This window comes from Ancylobacter sp. G4_0304 (assembly GCF_047501495.1).
Classification (GTDB): Bacteria; Pseudomonadota; Alphaproteobacteria; order Rhizobiales; family Xanthobacteraceae; genus Ancylobacter.
In genome coordinates, this window is sequence record NZ_JAZDRM010000008.1 from 1 (window position 1) to 16,621 (window position 16,621).

11 protein-coding genes and 1 pseudogene are annotated in these 16,621 nt (G+C 68.1%); 5 read left to right on the forward strand and 7 right to left on the reverse strand.

What is annotated here, in order from left to right; all coding sequences use genetic code 11:
- Positions 1-456 (forward strand): annotated as a pseudogene (locus tag VRZ77_RS06245) (hypothetical protein); the annotation flags it as partial.
- Positions 457-549: 93 nt separating this feature from the next.
- Here the strand turns inward: VRZ77_RS06245 and dksA are convergent.
- Positions 550-966, reverse strand: coding sequence for an RNA polymerase-binding protein DksA (dksA, locus tag VRZ77_RS06250; protein ID WP_414591802.1), 417 nt, complete (start codon positions 964-966; stop codon positions 550-552).
- Between the two features lie 396 nt (positions 967-1,362).
- On the reverse strand, positions 1,363-2,166 hold the full coding sequence (locus tag VRZ77_RS06255; protein WP_414591803.1) for a MipA/OmpV family protein: 804 nt from the start codon (positions 2,164-2,166) through the stop codon (positions 1,363-1,365).
- 270 nt (positions 2,167-2,436) lie between these two features.
- Between VRZ77_RS06255 and VRZ77_RS06260 the strand changes: the two genes are divergently transcribed.
- Genes VRZ77_RS06260 through VRZ77_RS06270 form a run of 3 tightly spaced genes read left to right on the forward strand, consistent with a single transcriptional unit; the run spans position 2,437 to position 5,459 of the window.
- Positions 2,437-2,949 carry a SixA phosphatase family protein gene (locus tag VRZ77_RS06260; protein ID WP_414591804.1) on the forward strand — a complete coding sequence of 171 codons (513 nt, stop codon included), beginning with the start codon at positions 2,437-2,439 and terminating at the stop codon, positions 2,947-2,949.
- A gap of 4 nt (positions 2,950-2,953) precedes the next feature.
- The gene (locus VRZ77_RS06265) at positions 2,954-4,417 is read left to right on the forward strand and encodes a YcjX family protein (RefSeq protein WP_414591805.1); all 1,464 of its coding nucleotides are present in this window, start codon (positions 2,954-2,956) and stop codon (positions 4,415-4,417) included.
- 4 nt (positions 4,418-4,421) lie between these two features.
- Positions 4,422-5,459 (forward strand): YcjF family protein, encoded by a 1,038-nt coding sequence (locus VRZ77_RS06270; protein ID WP_414591806.1) that lies wholly within the window; start codon positions 4,422-4,424, stop codon positions 5,457-5,459.
- A gap of 12 nt (positions 5,460-5,471) precedes the next feature.
- Here VRZ77_RS06270 and VRZ77_RS06275 read toward each other — a convergent pair whose 3' ends face one another.
- Positions 5,472-5,792 (reverse strand): 2Fe-2S iron-sulfur cluster-binding protein, encoded by a 321-nt coding sequence (locus VRZ77_RS06275; protein ID WP_414591807.1) that lies wholly within the window; start codon positions 5,790-5,792, stop codon positions 5,472-5,474.
- A 380-nt stretch (positions 5,793-6,172) separates the two neighbouring features.
- Between VRZ77_RS06275 and VRZ77_RS06280 the strand changes: the two genes are divergently transcribed.
- The gene (locus tag VRZ77_RS06280; protein WP_414591808.1) at positions 6,173-12,565 is read left to right on the forward strand and encodes an apolipoprotein acyltransferase; all 6,393 of its coding nucleotides are present in this window, start codon (positions 6,173-6,175) and stop codon (positions 12,563-12,565) included.
- A 175-nt stretch (positions 12,566-12,740) separates the two neighbouring features.
- On the opposite strand, the gene VRZ77_RS06285 is transcribed toward VRZ77_RS06280, so the two are convergent.
- From VRZ77_RS06285 to VRZ77_RS06300, 4 genes are all read right to left on the reverse strand, one after another.
- Complete coding sequence (locus VRZ77_RS06285) at positions 12,741-13,304, reverse strand: ABC-type transport auxiliary lipoprotein family protein (protein ID WP_414591809.1); 564 nt, start codon at positions 13,302-13,304, stop codon at positions 12,741-12,743.
- Positions 13,305-13,390: 86 nt separating this feature from the next.
- Complete coding sequence (locus tag VRZ77_RS06290) at positions 13,391-14,437, reverse strand: MlaD family protein (RefSeq protein WP_414591810.1); 1,047 nt, start codon at positions 14,435-14,437, stop codon at positions 13,391-13,393.
- A gap of 9 nt (positions 14,438-14,446) precedes the next feature.
- Positions 14,447-15,271 carry an ABC transporter ATP-binding protein gene (locus VRZ77_RS06295; RefSeq protein WP_414591811.1) on the reverse strand — a complete coding sequence of 275 codons (825 nt, stop codon included), beginning with the start codon at positions 15,269-15,271 and terminating at the stop codon, positions 14,447-14,449.
- 16 nt (positions 15,272-15,287) lie between these two features.
- Positions 15,288-16,436: an MlaE family ABC transporter permease gene (locus VRZ77_RS06300; protein ID WP_414591812.1), complete on the reverse strand. Its 1,149-nt coding sequence runs from the start codon at positions 16,434-16,436 to the stop codon at positions 15,288-15,290.
- Between the last annotated feature and the right edge of the window lie 185 nt (positions 16,437-16,621).

The following is a 16,621-nucleotide window of genomic DNA, read 5'->3' on the forward strand; positions in this document are numbered from 1 at the left end:
CCCCCGGCCCCGCGCCCGCCCATGCAGGAGCGCGAGCTTCCTCGCCGCTCCGACCCTGCCCCGGAAGCCAGCGCGCCCCGCGTCGCGGTGAAGCTCGATCCGTTCTTCGCCGGCATGGTCGAGGAGTTGGAAGAGACGCTCCGCCGGCCGTTGCCCGGCGCGCCGGAGCGAGTGAGCGCTGCATCCCCGGCGACGAAGCCCCCGGTCATCGACGCGCCAAGGCCCTTCACGGCGGAAGCTGCCGCTCCGGTAATCCCCGTGCCGGAAATCCTGCCGCCGGAAAGCTCGGGCGCGGGCCAAACGTCACCCAAGGAGGCCCCGCCCGAGGTGCTGCCGCCTAATGCCACGCCCGCTTCGGCCGGAGCCGCCTCACCCGCCCCGATCCCCACGGTGACGGCCGAGGACAGCTTCGAGCTGGAAATGGCCAATATTCTCGGCCGCCCGCGCCGGAACTGAGCCGACCCCACGAAAAAAGGCGGCCCTGCCAGACCGGCAGGACCGCCTTTTTCTATCCGCTGGCTCCGAGCCGAGCCGGCCACTCCACCAGAATTAGTCGTCCCGATAGACCCTTTCGCGGCGCTCGTGGCGTTCCTGCGCCTCGATCGACAGCGTGGCAATCGGACGGGCTTCGAGCCGCTTGAGCGAGATCGGGTCGCCGGTTTCCTCGCAATAGCCGTAGGAACCGTCGTCGATGCGGTCCAGAGCCGCGTCGATCTTGGCGATCAGCTTGCGCTGGCGGTCGCGGGCTCGCAGCTCGATGGCGCGGTCGGTTTCGGAAGATGCCCGATCGGCGATATCGGGGTGGTTCTGGTTCTCGTCCTGAAGATGCTGAAGCGTCTCTTTCGCCTCGCGCAGGATGTCGTCCTTCCACTGGAGCAGCTTCTGGCGGAAATACTCCCGCTGCCGCTCGTTCATGAAAGGCTCGTCCTCTCGGGGGCGATACTCCTCGTCGATTACAACCGACATCGGCCTTCGTCCTCGTGTTCCGGGGGGTGCCCTCTCGCGCCGAGCTTATATTCTCATCCCTTGCCCCGTACAACTGTTCTGATTGTCATCCACACGACATGAAATGCCGGATTTTTCAGCAGCTTGCGCGGCAAAAGCGAGCACCCACGCGCGCGCCGCCGCAACGATCGCGTTGCCCAACGCAACCTGCGGAAAATGAACGGGAAGCCGGAAATTTCGGCGCCGCACCGTCGCCGACCCACAGGCCATTCCCGGCGCGAACCCGGCCCGCGCGGGTAGGATGACGCGATCGCCTAGGACAAAAAACAGGCGCGCCCCCGAGGGAGCGCGCCCATCAAACCCTGAATATCGTGGAAACGTCCCGGTGGACCGCGCGATTCGCGGTCCGCCCCGGCCTCACTCGAAGCCGAGGAAGAAGGTGTAGGACAGGCCCACGCCGGCCTGGAACTGGTTGCGGTCGCCATTCTGCACCACCAGTGGGCTGTCGGCGGCATCGCCGGTCAGGTACTCGTATTCGGCGAACACCTTGCCGGTGATGTTCGGGGTGAAGCGCTTCACGATCTGACCGCCGAAGCCCACCGAATAGACGCCGCCACCGGCCTCATAGGGCGTCAGGCTGTTGCCGAGCGCGGTGGCCAAGGCGGATTCTGCCGGCGTGATGCCGAAATAGGTGTCCACGAAGCCCGAGCTGGCCAGCGTGAGGCGCGGGCCGGCGGAGAGCGTCATGCCGCCGAAATAATCCGAGAAATAGATCGCGTCGGCCGCGAAATTCGCCACCACGCCCTCATAGCCGCCGAAACCGTACACGACTTCGCCGCGCAGGCGCAGCCAATCGGCCGGATACCACTGCAGGTAACCACCGGCCTCATAGGCGTAATCAATGCTGGACAGGCCGAGCAGCTTGTTGGAGTCGCTGGAATCGCGCTTCCACACCATGGCGCCAGAGATACCGGCCTCGAACACCCCATTGTCGAACAGCGCGATGCTGGGGCGGTCCATATAGCTCTGGAACCGGCTCAGGCGGTCGGCGCGGGTGATGCTGAAGATCGGGGAGGCGGCGAACTCGTAATCGTCCGAGCCCATGAATTCGGGCTGCACCTTGAGATAGGCGCCGAGCGTCAGCGTCCACTGGCGATCAAGCGTCGGCTCGGCCTTCACCACCATGGGCTCGACCGCCGCCATATCGGCAGCCTGTGCCATGGAGGCAAACCCCAGGGCACCCGCGACAACAACAAGACCAAACCCGAACGACCGCATCTCACCCAACCCTATCGAGCACGACATGACATCTATTACATCACGTTCGTCCGCCTGTGGTTGCCGAAAAGTCACGTTGTCGTAAAGCCTTCGTTTCCGCCGCCTTTTTCACTTTGGGCCGATGCGCCGCCGCGGGGCTCGCACAATTGCCGCGCGGCTCCCTATATGATGATGGCAGTTCCGCCCGCCCTCCCACGATCGAGCGCCCGACCCATGCTTCGTCTTCTGCTTCTGCGCCATGCGAAATCGGCCTGGCCTGTCGGTGTGGCGGACCGCGACCGGCCGCTGGCGCCGCGCGGGCGCCGTGCGGCCCCGGCTCTCGGCGCCTATATGGCGCGCGAAGGGCTGGCGCCGTCCCGCGTCTTGGTGTCCCCCGCGCGGCGTACGCTGGAAACCTGGGCGCATGTGTTGGGGGCCTGGCAGAACGAGCCGCCCGCGGCCTATGAGGAGGCGATCTACGAAGCGCCCGCCGAGCGCCTGCTGGGGGTGATCCGGCGGCAGGGCGACGTGTCGCCGCTGCTGCTGGTCGGCCATAATCCCGGCATGGAAGAGCTTGCGGCGCACCTGCTGTCGCGCACCGAGCGTGCGCTGATGCCGGGCAAGTACCCGACCGGCGCGCTTGCCGTGATCGATTTCGATGCTGCGAACTGGGCCGATATCGAGCCCGGCAGCGGGCGGCTGGAGCGCTTCGTCACGCCGCGCTCGCTTGGCCTGTCGGAGGACTGAGCCCTTGCCGTCCTGGTACGACAGCCTGATCGACGAGGCCCGCCTCACCGCGCTGACATTGCTGGACCGCGCCGAGGAACTGACCAGCCCGACCTTGCGATTGGGCATTACCGGCCTGTCGCGCTCGGGCAAGACCGTGTTCACCACCGCGTTGATCCACGCGCTGACTCGCGGCGGCCGGCTCCCGGTGTTCCGCGCCATGCATGAGGGACGGATCGCCGGGGCGCGGCTGGAGCCGCAGCCGGACGACGCCGTGCCGCGATTCGACTATGAGGGGCATCTCGCGACGCTGGTCGACGAGCGGCGCTGGCCGGAATCCACCAGCCGCATCAGCGAGTTGCGCCTCGCCATCGACTATGCCCCCGCCCGCGGCGGCAAGAACACGCTCACCCTCGACATCGTCGACTATCCCGGCGAGTGGCTGCTCGATCTGCCGCTGCTGGAGCGCTCCTATGCCGATTTCGCCGCCGAGAGCCTCCGCCTTGCCCGCGCCCCGGCCCGCCGCGCATTGGCGGCACCGTTCCTGGACGCCATGAACCATGTCGAGCCGGAAGCGCCCGCCGATGAGGGCGAGGCCCGGCGGCTGGCCTCGCTGTTCACCGATTATCTCGCCGCCTGCCGTGCCGAGCAGGTCTCGATGAGCCTTTTGCCGCCCGGGCGCTTTCTGATGCCGGGGGATCTCGCCGGTTCGCCGGCGCTCACCTTCGCGCCGATCGACCTCTATGAGGGCAATGCCGCCCCGCCCAACTCGCTCGCCGCAATGATGGAGCGGCGCTACGAGGCCTATAAGGACCGGGTGGTCCGCCCGTTCTTCCGCGATCATTTCGCCCGCCTCGACCGGCAGATCGTGCTGATCGACCTGCTCACCGCGCTCAATGCCGGCCCGGCGGCGCTGGCCGACCTCGAAGCCGCGCTGGACGGTATCCTCGCGGCGTTCCGCACCGGCCGCAATTCCTGGCTTTCCGCTCTGTTCCGCCACCGCATCGGGCGCGTGCTGTTCGCCGCGACCAAGGCCGATCATCTGCACCATGGCAGCCATGACCGGCTGGAGGCGATCCTGCGCCGCCTGGTCGAGCGAGCACTGGCGCGGGCGGAAGGTGCGGGCGCCGAGATCGACGTCGTGGCTCTTTCGGCCGTTCGCGCGACCCGTGAGGCCGATGTGAAGCGCGGCCGCAACAGCCTGCCGGCGATCATCGGCGTGCCGGAAGCCGGGCAATATGGCGCGGACCAGTTCGATGGCCTCGCCGAGGCTGCGGTGTTTCCCGGTGATCTGCCGGAAAGCCCGGCGGCGCTGTTCGATCCCAAGCTCGGCTTCAAGGGCCTGTCGGAGGCCGATGGCGGCGATTTTCGCTTCCTGCGCTTCCGGCCGCCGCTGGTGGAGCGCAATGCCGCCGGACTGCCTTTGCCGATTCCCCATATCCGCCTCGATCGGGCCATGGAATTCCTGATCGGTGACCGGCTGAAGTGAGCACATGAACGAGCGCACCCCTCGACGCCCGCAGGCGTTCCGTCTCGACGATCCCGGTGTCGTGCTGGCGGAAGACGGCCGCCCCGCCCCGCGCGGCGCCGTGGTCGTGACCCCCGCTCCGCAGCTTCCCGAGACGGTCGAGGAAATCGCGCTGCCCGTCCCGCCGCCCAAAAGCTCGCGTTGGGGTGCGCTGTTCTGGACCGGGCTCGGCGGCCTTGTCAGCATGGGGCTCGGCCTCGCCGTCTCAAAGCTGATCGAGGACCTGTTCGCCCGCGCCGACTGGCTGGGCTATACCGGCCTCGCCTTCGCTGGCGCTTTTGTGCTGGCGAGCCTGGTCATTCTCGGGCGCGAAATCTTCGGGCTGATGCGCCTGCGCACGCTCAACAAGCTGCGCGAGGATGCCGCCTATGCCATCGAAAAGGACGACCGGCCGCGCGCCGAGGCGGTCACGCAGGAACTGATCGCGCTGGCCAAGACCTCGCCGCGTCTGTTCCGCGCCCGCACTGAATTGGCCGGACATCTGGGAGAGATCATCGACGGCGCCGATCTGGTGCGCCTCGCCGAGCGCCATCTCATGGCCCCGCTCGATGCGGAAGCGACCGCGCTAGTGTCGTCCGCCGCCAAGCGCGTCTCGGTGGTTACGGCGGTGTCGCCGCGCGCCGCGGTGGATCTGTTCTTCGTGCTGATCACCGCCGTCGGCCTGATCCGGCGGCTGGCCCTGCTTTATGGTGGACGGCCCGGCGCGCTCGGCATGATCCGGCTGTTCCGGCAGGTCATCGCCCATCTTGCGGTCACCGGTGGCATGGCGGCGGGGGATTCGCTGATTCAGCAGGTGGTCGGCCACGGCATCGCGGCGAAGCTCTCGGCGCGGCTCGGCGAAGGCGTGGTCAACGGCCTGCTCACCGCCCGGCTCGGCCTCGCCGCCATCGAGGTGACCCGTCCCCTGCCCTTCGCCGCCCTGCCGGCCCCGGCGCTCAGTGACGTCGCGTCCGGTCTGCTGCCGCAAAAGACCAAGGACGAGGAGCCCAAGGCACGCGAATAGGCAGGCGCTGCCTCAGCCCTGATGTTCGGGCGTGCGCACCACCAGCCCGTCCAGCGCGTCGGTAAGCTTGATCTGGCAGGAGAGGCGCGACGTCGGCTTCACGTCGGAGGCGAAGTCGAGCATGTCCTCCTCCATCGGCCCCGGCTCGCCGGTCGCCGCCACCCACGCCTCGTCGACATAGACATGGCAGGTCGCGCAGGCGCAGGCGCCGCCGCATTCGGCATCGATGCCGGGCACGCCGTTGCGGATCGCCGCCTCCATCACCGTGGAACCGACGGGGGCTTCCACCGTCCGCGAGACGTCGGCGGCGTCTATATAGGTAACCTTGGGCATGGCATCCGGATTTTGAACAAACTTGAAGGACTACAAGGTGAGGTCTTCTAGATAGCGACCCCCGCCCGCGAATGCCAGCACCTCATCGGGGCGGAAACCCGCCCGCCGTCAGCTTTGCTACGGAGCCGAATCGTTCGTTAACCGGCATGGTGAACAGCCCGTTAACGATAACGTCAAGACGCCCGTTAACCCCAGTTCCATTTTTTGAGCGCAAGAGCGTAGGATAAAGCTGCGGTGGACTGACATTGTCTCGCTTTGCGCCTCGGGGAGTTTCCCGGCGCCGGATCCTATCCGGCAAGGCCAGGCAGGTGGGTCCCTCACAACCCCGGCCCGACGGCGTCAGCCGGTCGGAGTAGCGTACGGACCGGAGGCTAAGGCCGATGTCGACGAGCACGAAGAAGGTTTATCAGGATCCCGCGGAGGCCGCCCTGTCGGCCATCGAGGAAGCCCTGAGCCTGGACCTGAACACGCAGGACGACGACGCGGCACACCAGCCCGGCGACGATTTCGACCTGCCCCCGGCGCGCGAGCCGCTGGCGCCGCGCATCGAGGTGCGCACGCGCTCGGACTTCGACGATGAACTCGGCTCGGACCAGGGCGTGCCCTTCCTCACCGAGAGCGACCTGTTCGGCCATATCGACGAGGCCCCCGAAGTCGTCCTTCCCGGCGAGGCGGAACCCGTGGCCGCGGCGCCCGAGATCGAGCTGCCCTCGCCCGACCAGGTCGATTTCGACTTCGAGCGCGAATTCGCCGCCGTCGCCGACCAACTCGACGACGCGCCGGCCGCCGCTGCGGCCGCGCCGCAGGACGAGGATTTCGCTCTCCCCCCCGTCATTCCCGCTCCCGTTGCGCCCCCGGCTCCGGCTGCCGCGGCGCCGGTCGAGGAGGAGCCCAAGCGCTCCCGCAAGGCCGCCAAGCGCCCGTCGGCGCCGAGCCATCCTGCCGCCAATGACGACCGCCAGACCATCGGCCAGCTTCTGGGCGCGCTGCAGCGCCGTCCTTCCTCCACCCCCTATGTCGTCGCGGCGGCTGCCTCGGCGGCGTGGGTCGGCGCGGGCGCGCTGCTGACCTACACCAATCTGTCCGCGACTCCGGGCTCATTCAGCGCTCTTCTCGGCTCGCCCTCGCTGCTGGCGCTGGTCGCCGGCCTTACCGTGCCGCCCGCCCTGTTCTTCGTGCTCGGCTCCATGGTCCGGCGCATGCAGGAAATGCGGATGGTCGCGCAGTCCATGGCGCAGGTCGCCATGCGCCTTGCCGAGCCGTCACCGGTCGCCACCGACGACGTGGTGAATGTCGGGCAGGTGGTGCGCCGCGAGGTCGCCTCCATCGGCGACGGCATGGAGCGCACCATCGCCCGCGCCGGCGAGCTGGAGGCCATGGTCCGCAGCGAGGTCTCGGTCCTCGAACAGGCCTATGAGGAGAATGAGGCCCGCATGCGCAACCTGCTGGAGCGCCTCCAGCACGAGCGCGAGAGCATCCTCAGCCACGCCGACCACATCCGCGAGGCGATCGCCAGCGCGCATTACTCGTTCTCCCACGAGGTGGACGGGGTGAGCGAGCGCATCAACTCGACGGTGATGGAGGCCGCCGACCGCGTGACCGGCACGCTCTCCGAAAAGGGCGAGCACATCACGCTGGCGCTCGGCCGCGTGGGCGACACCATCATCGACGCCCTCACCGACAAGGGCGGCGATCTGATCGACCGGTTGCAGGCCACCGGCTCCGAGGTCAACACCAACCTCTCCGATGCCAGCGAGCACCTGATCACGACGCTGACCACCCAGACCGACGAGATCACCACCCGCCTGTCCGGGGTCACCGCCGACCTCACAACCAATCTGGCCGCGCGCACCGACGAGATCGGCGCCCGACTGCTTGAGACCGCGTCCGAGCTCTCCAACGTCGTCACCACGCGCACCGAGGAGATGGGCGAGAAGCTCACCGCCACCACGGTCAACCTCACCGAGACGCTCACCGCCCGTTCCGACGAAATCACCGACGCGCTGGTCAACACCGGCACGCGCCTTGCCGACGAGATCGCGGTCCGGGCCACCGAGGTGAACCAGACCCTGAAAAGCACCGGCGAAGCGCTGGTTCTCGACATGTCGGTGCGCGGCGGCGACGTGGTGCGCAAGCTGGAGGAAACCGGCTCGCGCGTCGCCGAGACCATCACCGTGCGCGGCGACGACCTCGCAGACCGCATCGCCGACACCGGCAATCGCATCTACGAGACCATCGCGGTGCGCGGCGGCGAGCTGGAGCGCCTGCTGGGCGAGACCGGCCAGCGCGTCGTCCACCAGCTCTCCCATGCCGGCGCCGACGTGCACGATGCACTCGCGGAATCCGCCGAGCGCCTGTCGCAGGACCTCGCCTATCGCGGCAACGCCCTGAGCGACCAGATCGCCCAGATCAGCGCAGAAGCGGTGCAGACCATCACCACGCGCGGCACCCGCGTCACCGAGGAGTTCCGCGACACTGCCGAGGGCCTGTCCACCGAGATCGGCAACAAGGGCGACGCCGTCCGCGAAATGCTCAACAGCCGCCTGAAGGCGCTGGAAGAAACGCTGTCGGTGCGCGGCGGCGAACTTGCCGATCGTATCGGCGCGGATTCCGCCATGCTTGGCCGCCAGATCGTCGACGGCCTGCGCGATTTCGACACTGTGCTCCAGACGCACGGTAACGGTATCGTCATGCGCATCAACGAGCAGGTCGACACCATCTCGCGCGGAATCGACCTTTCGCTTTCCGGCTTCGACGACAAGGTGACGATCAAGACCGAGCAGATCGCCTCCTCGCTCGACTTGCGCCTCGCCAATATCGAAGGCGTGCTCGACCGCGGCGTCGAGGGGCTGAACGAGACGCTCGCCGGCCGCACCACCGAGTTCGCCCAGACCATGAGCGAGGGCGCGCGTCTCGCCACCGAGGCGATGGAGAAATCGCTCGACGTGCTGGACGGCTTCTTCAGCCAGCACGCGCAGGCGGTGACCGAATCGATGAGCGACCGCATGGATCTTGCGGCCCGCACCCTCACCGATGGCGCCCGCAACGCCAATGACGCGATGAACCGCTCGCTCGACGTCCTCACCAACTTCTTCGAGGACCGCGCCGGCGCCGTGACCGACCAGCTCTCGCAGCGCATCGAGCAGGCCGACCGCGTGCTCGCCAACCGCGCCGCCGAGATCGCCGCCAGCCTCGATACCCGCGTCAACCGCTTCGAGGAGACCGTCGTCGGCCGCATCGAAAGCGTCGCGACCTCGGTGGAGGTGCGTGGCGCCGCCATGGCCGACCTGCTGGGCCAGCGCATCGGCGCCGTGGCCGGCCAGCTTCGCAACGAGGCCGGCGGCATCGAGGAGAGCCTCACCTCGCTGGTCGACAATGTGAGCCGCACGCTCGCCGACCGCGCCGGCGAGGTCTCGACCCTGTTCGACCAGCGCACCGAGGAAATCGCGCGGATCATGGACGAGCGCGGCAATGGCCTGCTCACCGCGCTGGAAGACCGCAGCATCGGCATCACCACCGAGATCACCCGCGCCAGCGGCGACCTGCTGACGGCCATTGACGACCATCGCGACAATCTGGTCCGCGCGCTCGACACCACCCGCAACGGGGCGATCGAGGACGTGATGCGCGCCAGCGAGGACCTGCTGCACACGCTGGAGCAGCGCTCCGAAGTCATCGTCTCGGCCTTCGAAGCGGCGACCGGCGGACGCGCCGAGCAGCTCAACCGCCTCAGCGAGGATGTGCTCGGCACGGTCGAAGCCCGCACCGCCGACATTCTTGATGCGTTCCAGCGCTCCTCGACCGCGACCGCGACCGAGATCGCCCGCGTCGGCGACGACCTGCTCACCCATCTGAATGGCCAGAGCGGCGACGTTGTCACCGCCCTGCGCGAGATCAGTACCCAGGTCACCGGGGAGATCGCCCGTGCCGGCGACAATCTGCTGACCGAATTCGACGGGCGCGGCTCCAACCTCGTCGAAACCGTGCGTCAGGTCAGCAGCCAGGTCGCCGACGAGATCGCCCGCGCCAGCGACGCGCTCATCTCCGAGTTCGACGGCCGCGGCTCGACTCTGGTCGATGCGGTGCGCCAGACGTCCAGCGTCACCTCCGCCGAATTCGCCCAGCTCACCGAGACCTTCGTGCGTGCGCTGGACGAGCGGGGTTCGACCATCGTCGACGCCGCCCGCCAGACGGCGGAGTTCACCTCCACCGAGCTCCAGCGCGTTAGCGAGGAATTCGTCGGGGCGCTCGACGGGCGCGGCAGCTCCATGGTCGACGCCGCCCGCCAGACCGCCGAGTTTGCCTCTGCCGAACTCCAGCGCGTCAGCGACAATTTCGTCGCGACGCTCGACGGGCGCGGCAGCTCGATCATCGACGCCGCCCGCCAGACCACGGATTACGCCTCCACCGAGCTTCAGCGTCTCAGCGACGAGCTGGCCGCGGCGCTCGACGGGCGCGGCAACACCATCGTGGAGGCCGCCCGCCAGTCGACGGAATACGCCTCTTCCGAGCTGCAGCGTCTCAGCGACGAGCTGACCGCGGCGCTCGACGGGCGCGGCAACACCATCGTGGAGGCCGCCCGCCAGTCGACGGCATACGCCTCTTCCGAGCTGCAGCGTCTCGGCGAGGAGTTGGCCGCCAACCTTGAGGGTCGCGGCAGTTCCATCGTCGACGCCGCGCGGCAGACCGCGGAATATGCCTCCTCCGAGCTTCAGCGCCTCGGCGACGAACTCGCCGCGACCCTGGAAGGCCGCGGCACCTCCATCGTCGATGCCGCTCGCCAGACCACGGATTACGCCTCCTCCGAACTCCAGCGCCTCGGCGACCACCTCGCTGCGACGCTGGAAGGCCGTGGCACCTCCATCGTTGATGCCGCCCGCCAGACCACGGATTACGCCTCCTCCGAGCTCCAGCGCCTTGGCGAAGAGTTCACCGCCGCCCTCGACGGGCGCGGTTCGGGCCTGGTGGACGCCATCGCCCAGAGCGGACGTACCGCCGTCGCGGAAATCACCGCCACCAACGACGCGCTGACCAACGATGTCTCCGCGCTGCTGGAGCGGCTCGGCAGCGTCAACGTGCAGCTTCAGGACGTGCTCGCCGGCTCCTCGGCCAATCTCGCGGCGATCGAAAGCGCGATCACCGACCGCCTCGGCTCGTTCCACTCCACCGTGGAAAATGTCGAGGAGGCCAGCCGCCTCGCCTCCAGCCGCATGGACGAGCAGATCCGCAACCTGCGCTCGGTCTCGACCGAGGTGCTTCAGGACGTCGCCTCGCTCAGCCAGAGCTTCAACGAGCAGGCCGGCATCATCACATCGGTCGCGACCGCGCTCGGCTCGGCGCATGAAAATCTCGATGAGACGCTGGGTGGGCGCCACGAAGCCCTTCTCGCCCTCGCCGAGCAGATCAACGCCCGCACCTCCGAGCTGGACGGGCGCGTCGCGCAGTACACCAGCCGGCTTGAGGAGACCTTCGGCAAGGCAGAGAGCCGCGCCGAAGAAATCTCCCGCGCCATCGTCGAGACCGCGCAGAGCTCCACCTCCACGCTGGTCAAGCAGCAGGAAGAGATCCGCGCCGCCGCCGATGCCGAGCGCGAGCGCACCCTCACCCAGCTCCGTGCCACCTACGAGCAGGCGGTCAGCGAAGTGAAGACGCTCATGGAGCAGGCCAATCAGGGCTTCACCAGCGCCACGCAGGAGCTGCGCGCCTCCGCCGCCGACATTCACAGCGTGCTGGAGACCACCCGCGAGGAGCTCAAGCGCGGCGTGATGGAACTGCCCGAGGAGACCGAGGCCAGCGCTTCCGCGATGCGCCGCACCGTCGCCGAGCAGATCAAGGCGCTGGCCGAACTCAACGAGATCGTGGCCCGCCACGGCCGCGCCTTCGATGCCGAGCCCGCCCGGGCCAAGGCTCCGGCCGCTCCGGCTCCGGCGGCTCCGGCCCAGGCACCCGTCGTTGCGGCTCCCGCGATGCCGGCCGCGCCCGCCCCGGCCCCGGTGGCCGCCGCTCCGGTCCGGCCTCAGCCGGCGCCGCAGCCCGTCGCTGCCAAGCCGGCGGTCGCCAAGCCCGCTGTCCAGCCGGCCGCTGCCCGTCCGGCCGCAATGGTGGCGCCGGCCCGTCCCGCCGCTCCCGCGGCGCAGCAGCCCGCGCGCGCGCCGGTTGCCTCGCGCCAGCCTGCGCCGTCGCCTTATGAGCCCGCGCGTCGTCCGGCCGCCCAGCCGGCGCCGCAGCAGGCACCGGCCCGTCGTCCGCCCCAAGGCGCGTCCGCGAACCCGTCCGCACGCGGCGGCGAAGGCCAGCAGAGCGGCTGGCTCTCCGACCTGCTCGCCCGCGCCTCCGACGGCGACGGCCAGTCCTTCGCCCCCGCCTCGTCCCGCGCTCCGGCGCGGGGCAATGAGGCGCGCGGCGGACAGGCCGAGCGCCCGGTGCACCACACCATCGAGTCGCTCGACTCGCTCTCGCTCGACATCGCCCGGATGATCGACCACGAGGCCGCCGTCGACCTGTGGGAGCGCTACAAGAAGGGCGAGCGCAACGTGTTCACCCGCCGGCTCTACACCATGCAGGGCCAGCAGACCTTTGAGGAAATCCGCCGCAAGTATCGGCGCGACCTCGAATTCCGTGACACGGTGGACCGCTACATCGTCGAGTTCGAGCGTCTGCTGGAACAGGTGGCGCGCGACGATCGCGGTCAGGAGATGACCCGGACCTACCTGACGTCGGACACCGGCAAGGTCTACACTCTGCTCGCCCACGCCGCCGGTCGCTTCGACTGACGGCGGGACGAGCCGGGCGCCCCTCCTCCAGGGCGAAACTGAAAAGGGCCCCCGACGGGGCCCTTTTTGTTGGCGCGCGCGGTGGCGCAAACCCGGCCGCAGGACGTCTCGGCACCCGAACGAAAAAGGGCCCCGCGAGGGGCCCTTCCATGTCGTCTCCCGGCCGGCGAACCGCTCAGAAGCGGCGTGAGGCCCAGTCGACCAGTTCGACCAACACCTGGTCGGAGGCCTCATCCAGCGCGCGGGTGACCTCGGGGCCGGCCGTGCCGCTCGCCGCCGCCCGCGCCGTGAACAGCTGCGAGCCGATGATGCGGCCATCGGAAGCGCGCACGATCTTGGCGAACACCTCGACCACCGCCTCGTTGCCCTGGAAGGTCTGGAGCCCGAAAGCGCGGATGTCGGTCAGCAGCGCGTACTCCGCGACGATGCCGTCGCTCGCGCGCCCGACCGATGAGCCACGGCTGCCGTTCTGGAACGATTCGATCAGCCGCGCCTGGAACAGGGCCGGCAGGCTGTCGGCCCATTGCGCGCCGCCGAGATAGTTGATCTGCCCCGCCGCCGGCTCAACCACGATCTGCTGGGTGTCGAGCACCTGCAACGCCGTGGGCGCGGCGACGACCAGTTGGCCCCGACCCGCGCGCGGCGCGCGGAAATCGGTCGGCGCGGTCAAGTCGAAAGTCGGCACCGGCTTGCTGCCGAGCACCGACGCGCAGCCACCGAGAAGCAGCGCAGCGCCCATCGTCAGTCCGATGCCTGCCGACCGGCGGCATGCCCTGTCAAAATTCACGCGAATGCCCCTGCCCGATTCCCTCAAACGCCCCATGTTCACCGGCCACTGTAGCTGGGAACGGACGAGCCGCCAAAGATGAACTGGCGGGGATTGCGCTCAAGATTGCGGAACACCCGCTCGATCTCGGCCAGCGTGCGCCGCCCGTCCGCCGCCAGCGCCTCGTACTGGCGCAGGCCCGGCCCGGTAAACTGGTTCAGGTTCTTCGACAGCTCGGCGGTGCGCGCGTCGAGATTGAAGGCCAGCTTGCGCACTTCCTCGGCGGCGCCGGAAATCTGCGCGAACATGCCCTTGCCTTCCTCGCTGGTGGTCATGGCGTTCACATTGTCGAGGATGGTGTCGACCTTGGTCGCCATGCCGTCGAGCCGCCCGGTGAAGGCGTTGATATCGTTCACCGTGGCGCGCACCTTGTCGGGATCAACCGCCGCGACGGTCTTGTCGAGATTGGTGGCGAGCTGGTCGATGCGCCGCGCCGCACTGCTGACATCGCTGACGAGACCGTCGATGCTGTCGGCGTTCTTGCCGAGGGCGGCGCTGAACTTGTCGACGTTGTCGATGATCGAGTTGATCTTGTCCTGATTGTCGCTCAGCAGGATGTCGATCCGGCGCGCAATGTCGTCGACGCGGCCCATCACCTGACGCACGCCCTGCATCACGTCCTGCACCGCCGACGCATCGGCGTCGATGGTCGGCAACTGTCCATCCGGTGGCGCAGGAAGCGGAGCGGCATTGCTGGAGCCGCCGGCGAGCCCGACCGAGGCAAGTCCGGTCAGCACCTGCGAATCGAGCGTGGCGGTCGTGTCGGACTTCACCGGCGTGCCGGGCTGCACCGCGATGGTGGCGATCACCTTGCGCGGATCGGTGTTGTCGAGCGAGAGCTTCATGACCTCGCCGACCGGAATGCCGTTGAAGGTGACGCCGGAGCCGGTCTGGAGGCCCTTCACCGGGCCGCTGAAGATCACCTGATATTCGGTGCGAGGGCCGCGGCTGCCCTGCCCGGTGAACCACCAGACGAAGCCGAAGGCCGCACCCACCACAATGAGCGTGAACAGGCCGATGATCGTGTAATTGGCGCGTGTTTCCATGATCCGGTCTCAGCGACGCCCTTCGGTTCCGAAGCCGGCTGCCCGTGCCCGCTTGCCGTGAAAATAGGACATGATCCAGGGATGGCGCGACGCCATCATGGTCTCGATCGGCCCGACCGCGATCACCTTGCCCTCGCCGAGCGCGGCGATGCGGTCACAGACCGTGTGGAGACTGTCCAGATCGTGCGTTACCATGAATACGGTCAGGCCCAAAGTTTGCTGCAGCGTGGCGATCAGGTCGTCGAATTCGCCGGCGCCGATGGGGTCGAGGCCGGAAGTCGGCTCGTCGAGGAAGAGGATTTCCGGGTCGAGCGCCAAGGCGCGCGCCAACGCGACGCGCTTGATCATGCCGCCGGAAAGTTCCGAGGGGAACTTGGACACGACGTCCGGCTGGAGACCCACCATCTCAACCTTGGCGATGGTGATTTCGTCCATCAATTGCTGCGACATCTGGAGATATTCGCGCATCGGGAACTGGATATTCTGCTTCACCGTGAGCGAGGAGAACAATGCCCCCTGCTGGAACAGGACGCCCCAGCGCTGTTCCAACGCCCGCCGCTCGGCAAAGTTCAGTGTGTCGAGGTCCTGCCCGAACACCTCGACCGTGCCCGAACGCTTGGGCACCAGCCCGAGAATGGTGCGCGTCAACACCGACTTGCCGCCGCCCGAAGCGCCAACGAAGCCGAGGATCTCGCCCTTCATCACGTCGAGCGAGAGCCCATTGAGAATGATGCGGTCGCCGAAGCCGACCACGACGTCGCGCACGCTGATGATCGGTTCCGTCGCCGGCGCGATGCGGGCGGCAGACCGGGTGGGGGCGGATGTGTCGTTCACCTGCATCGCCGCGCCCCTACATGTCGATCGCGGCGAAGAACATGGCGAACAGGCCGTCCACCACGATCACCAGGAAGATCGCCTTCACCACCGATGCGGTGGTGTGCGCGCCGAGCGATTCCGCGCTGCCGCCGACCCGCATGCCCTCCATGCAGGCGATGAGGCCGATGATCGCCGCCATGAACGGCGCCTTGATCATGCCGACCTCGAAGGTGTTCATCGAGATGGCTTCCTTGAGCCGCGCCAGAAAGATTTCCGGCGAGATGCCGCCATAGAGCCACGCCACCAGCCCGCCGCCGAACAGCGCGCACATGCTGCCGAGGAAGGTGAGCAGCGGCACCGCGATGATGAGCGCCACAAGGCGCGGCAGCACCAGCACCTCGTTGGGATCGAAGCCCATCACCCGCAGCGCGTCGACCTCCTCGCGCATGCGCATGGAGCCAAGCTCGGCGGTGAAGGCGCTCCCCGATCGGCCGGCGACCATGATCGAGACGATCAGCACGCCCAACTCGCGCAAAGTGAGGATGCCGACCATGTCGACCACATAGGTGGTCGCGCCGAACTTGCGGAAATGGAAGATGCCCTGCTGGGCGATGATGCAGCCGATCAGGAAGGTGATCAGCGCCACGATCGGCACCGCCCTGAGCCCCGTGCGCTCCAGATGGAACACCATCGAGGTCCAGCGGAAGGTCAGCGGCCGCACCAGCACGCGCAGCAGCGACGCCGTCACCGCGCCGATGAAGCTGAGGAACAGCCGGCTGTCCGCGAGAACGTCGACCATGGTGCGGCCGACCACGCGCAGGCCGCCGATCACCGGGTTGATGTGGCGCACCTCCGGCGGCACCTGATGGCAGCCATGGGATATTTCGGCCAGCAGCGGCTCGAAGCGGCGCTCCAGCCCGACGACGTGCGGCCGGACGCCGGCCGCTTCGAGCGCGCGCACCAGCCGGTCAGCCAGCACCGCGCCAACCGTATCGAAGCTGCGCACGCCGGACAGGTCGACGCGCGCCGCCTCGACCGGGCCGGCTTCCAGCTCGGCCAGCCCGAGGCGTACCGCCTCCTCCAAGGCGAGGCTTTGCGCGGCAATCCATCGGCCGTTGCCGACGAACACCAGTTCCCGGCCATGGCGCGCCGTGGCGAGAAGCGGTGCTTCAGCAGCCCCCAAAATCGGCTCCCTTCGAACTTTCCGCGCGCTGCACCCGGCACAGGATCGCCGGGCGGAGGCGACAGAGACCGGCCAACGCCAAATCGTCTGTAATTTCTTAACCCTGTGCCTTCCGCTCTGTCGAGGTCATTGGCTTTGATAATGGTATCATGATGGGTAAACCATATCATCTCGCGCAGAGTGTG

What these genes read in the sequence shown, in the direction of transcription:
- dksA (WP_414591802.1), bottom strand. Translation starts at nt 966, where the DNA reads ATGTCGGTTGTAATCGACGAGGAGTATCGCCCCCGAGAGGACGAGCCT.
- VRZ77_RS06255 (WP_414591803.1), bottom strand. Translation starts at nt 2,166, where the DNA reads ATGGCACAGGCTGCCGATATGGCGGCGGTCGAGCCCATGGTGGTGAAG.
- VRZ77_RS06260 (WP_414591804.1), top strand. Translation starts at nt 2,437, where the DNA reads ATGCTTCGTCTTCTGCTTCTGCGCCATGCGAAATCGGCCTGGCCTGTC.
- VRZ77_RS06270 (WP_414591806.1), top strand. Translation starts at nt 4,422, where the DNA reads ATGAACGAGCGCACCCCTCGACGCCCGCAGGCGTTCCGTCTCGACGAT.
- VRZ77_RS06275 (WP_414591807.1), bottom strand. Translation starts at nt 5,792, where the DNA reads ATGCCCAAGGTTACCTATATAGACGCCGCCGACGTCTCGCGGACGGTG.
- VRZ77_RS06280 (WP_414591808.1), top strand. Translation starts at nt 6,173, where the DNA reads ATGTCGACGAGCACGAAGAAGGTTTATCAGGATCCCGCGGAGGCCGCC.
- VRZ77_RS06285 (WP_414591809.1), bottom strand. Translation starts at nt 13,304, where the DNA reads ATGGGCGCTGCGCTGCTTCTCGGTGGCTGCGCGTCGGTGCTCGGCAGC.
- VRZ77_RS06290 (WP_414591810.1), bottom strand. Translation starts at nt 14,437, where the DNA reads ATGGAAACACGCGCCAATTACACGATCATCGGCCTGTTCACGCTCATT.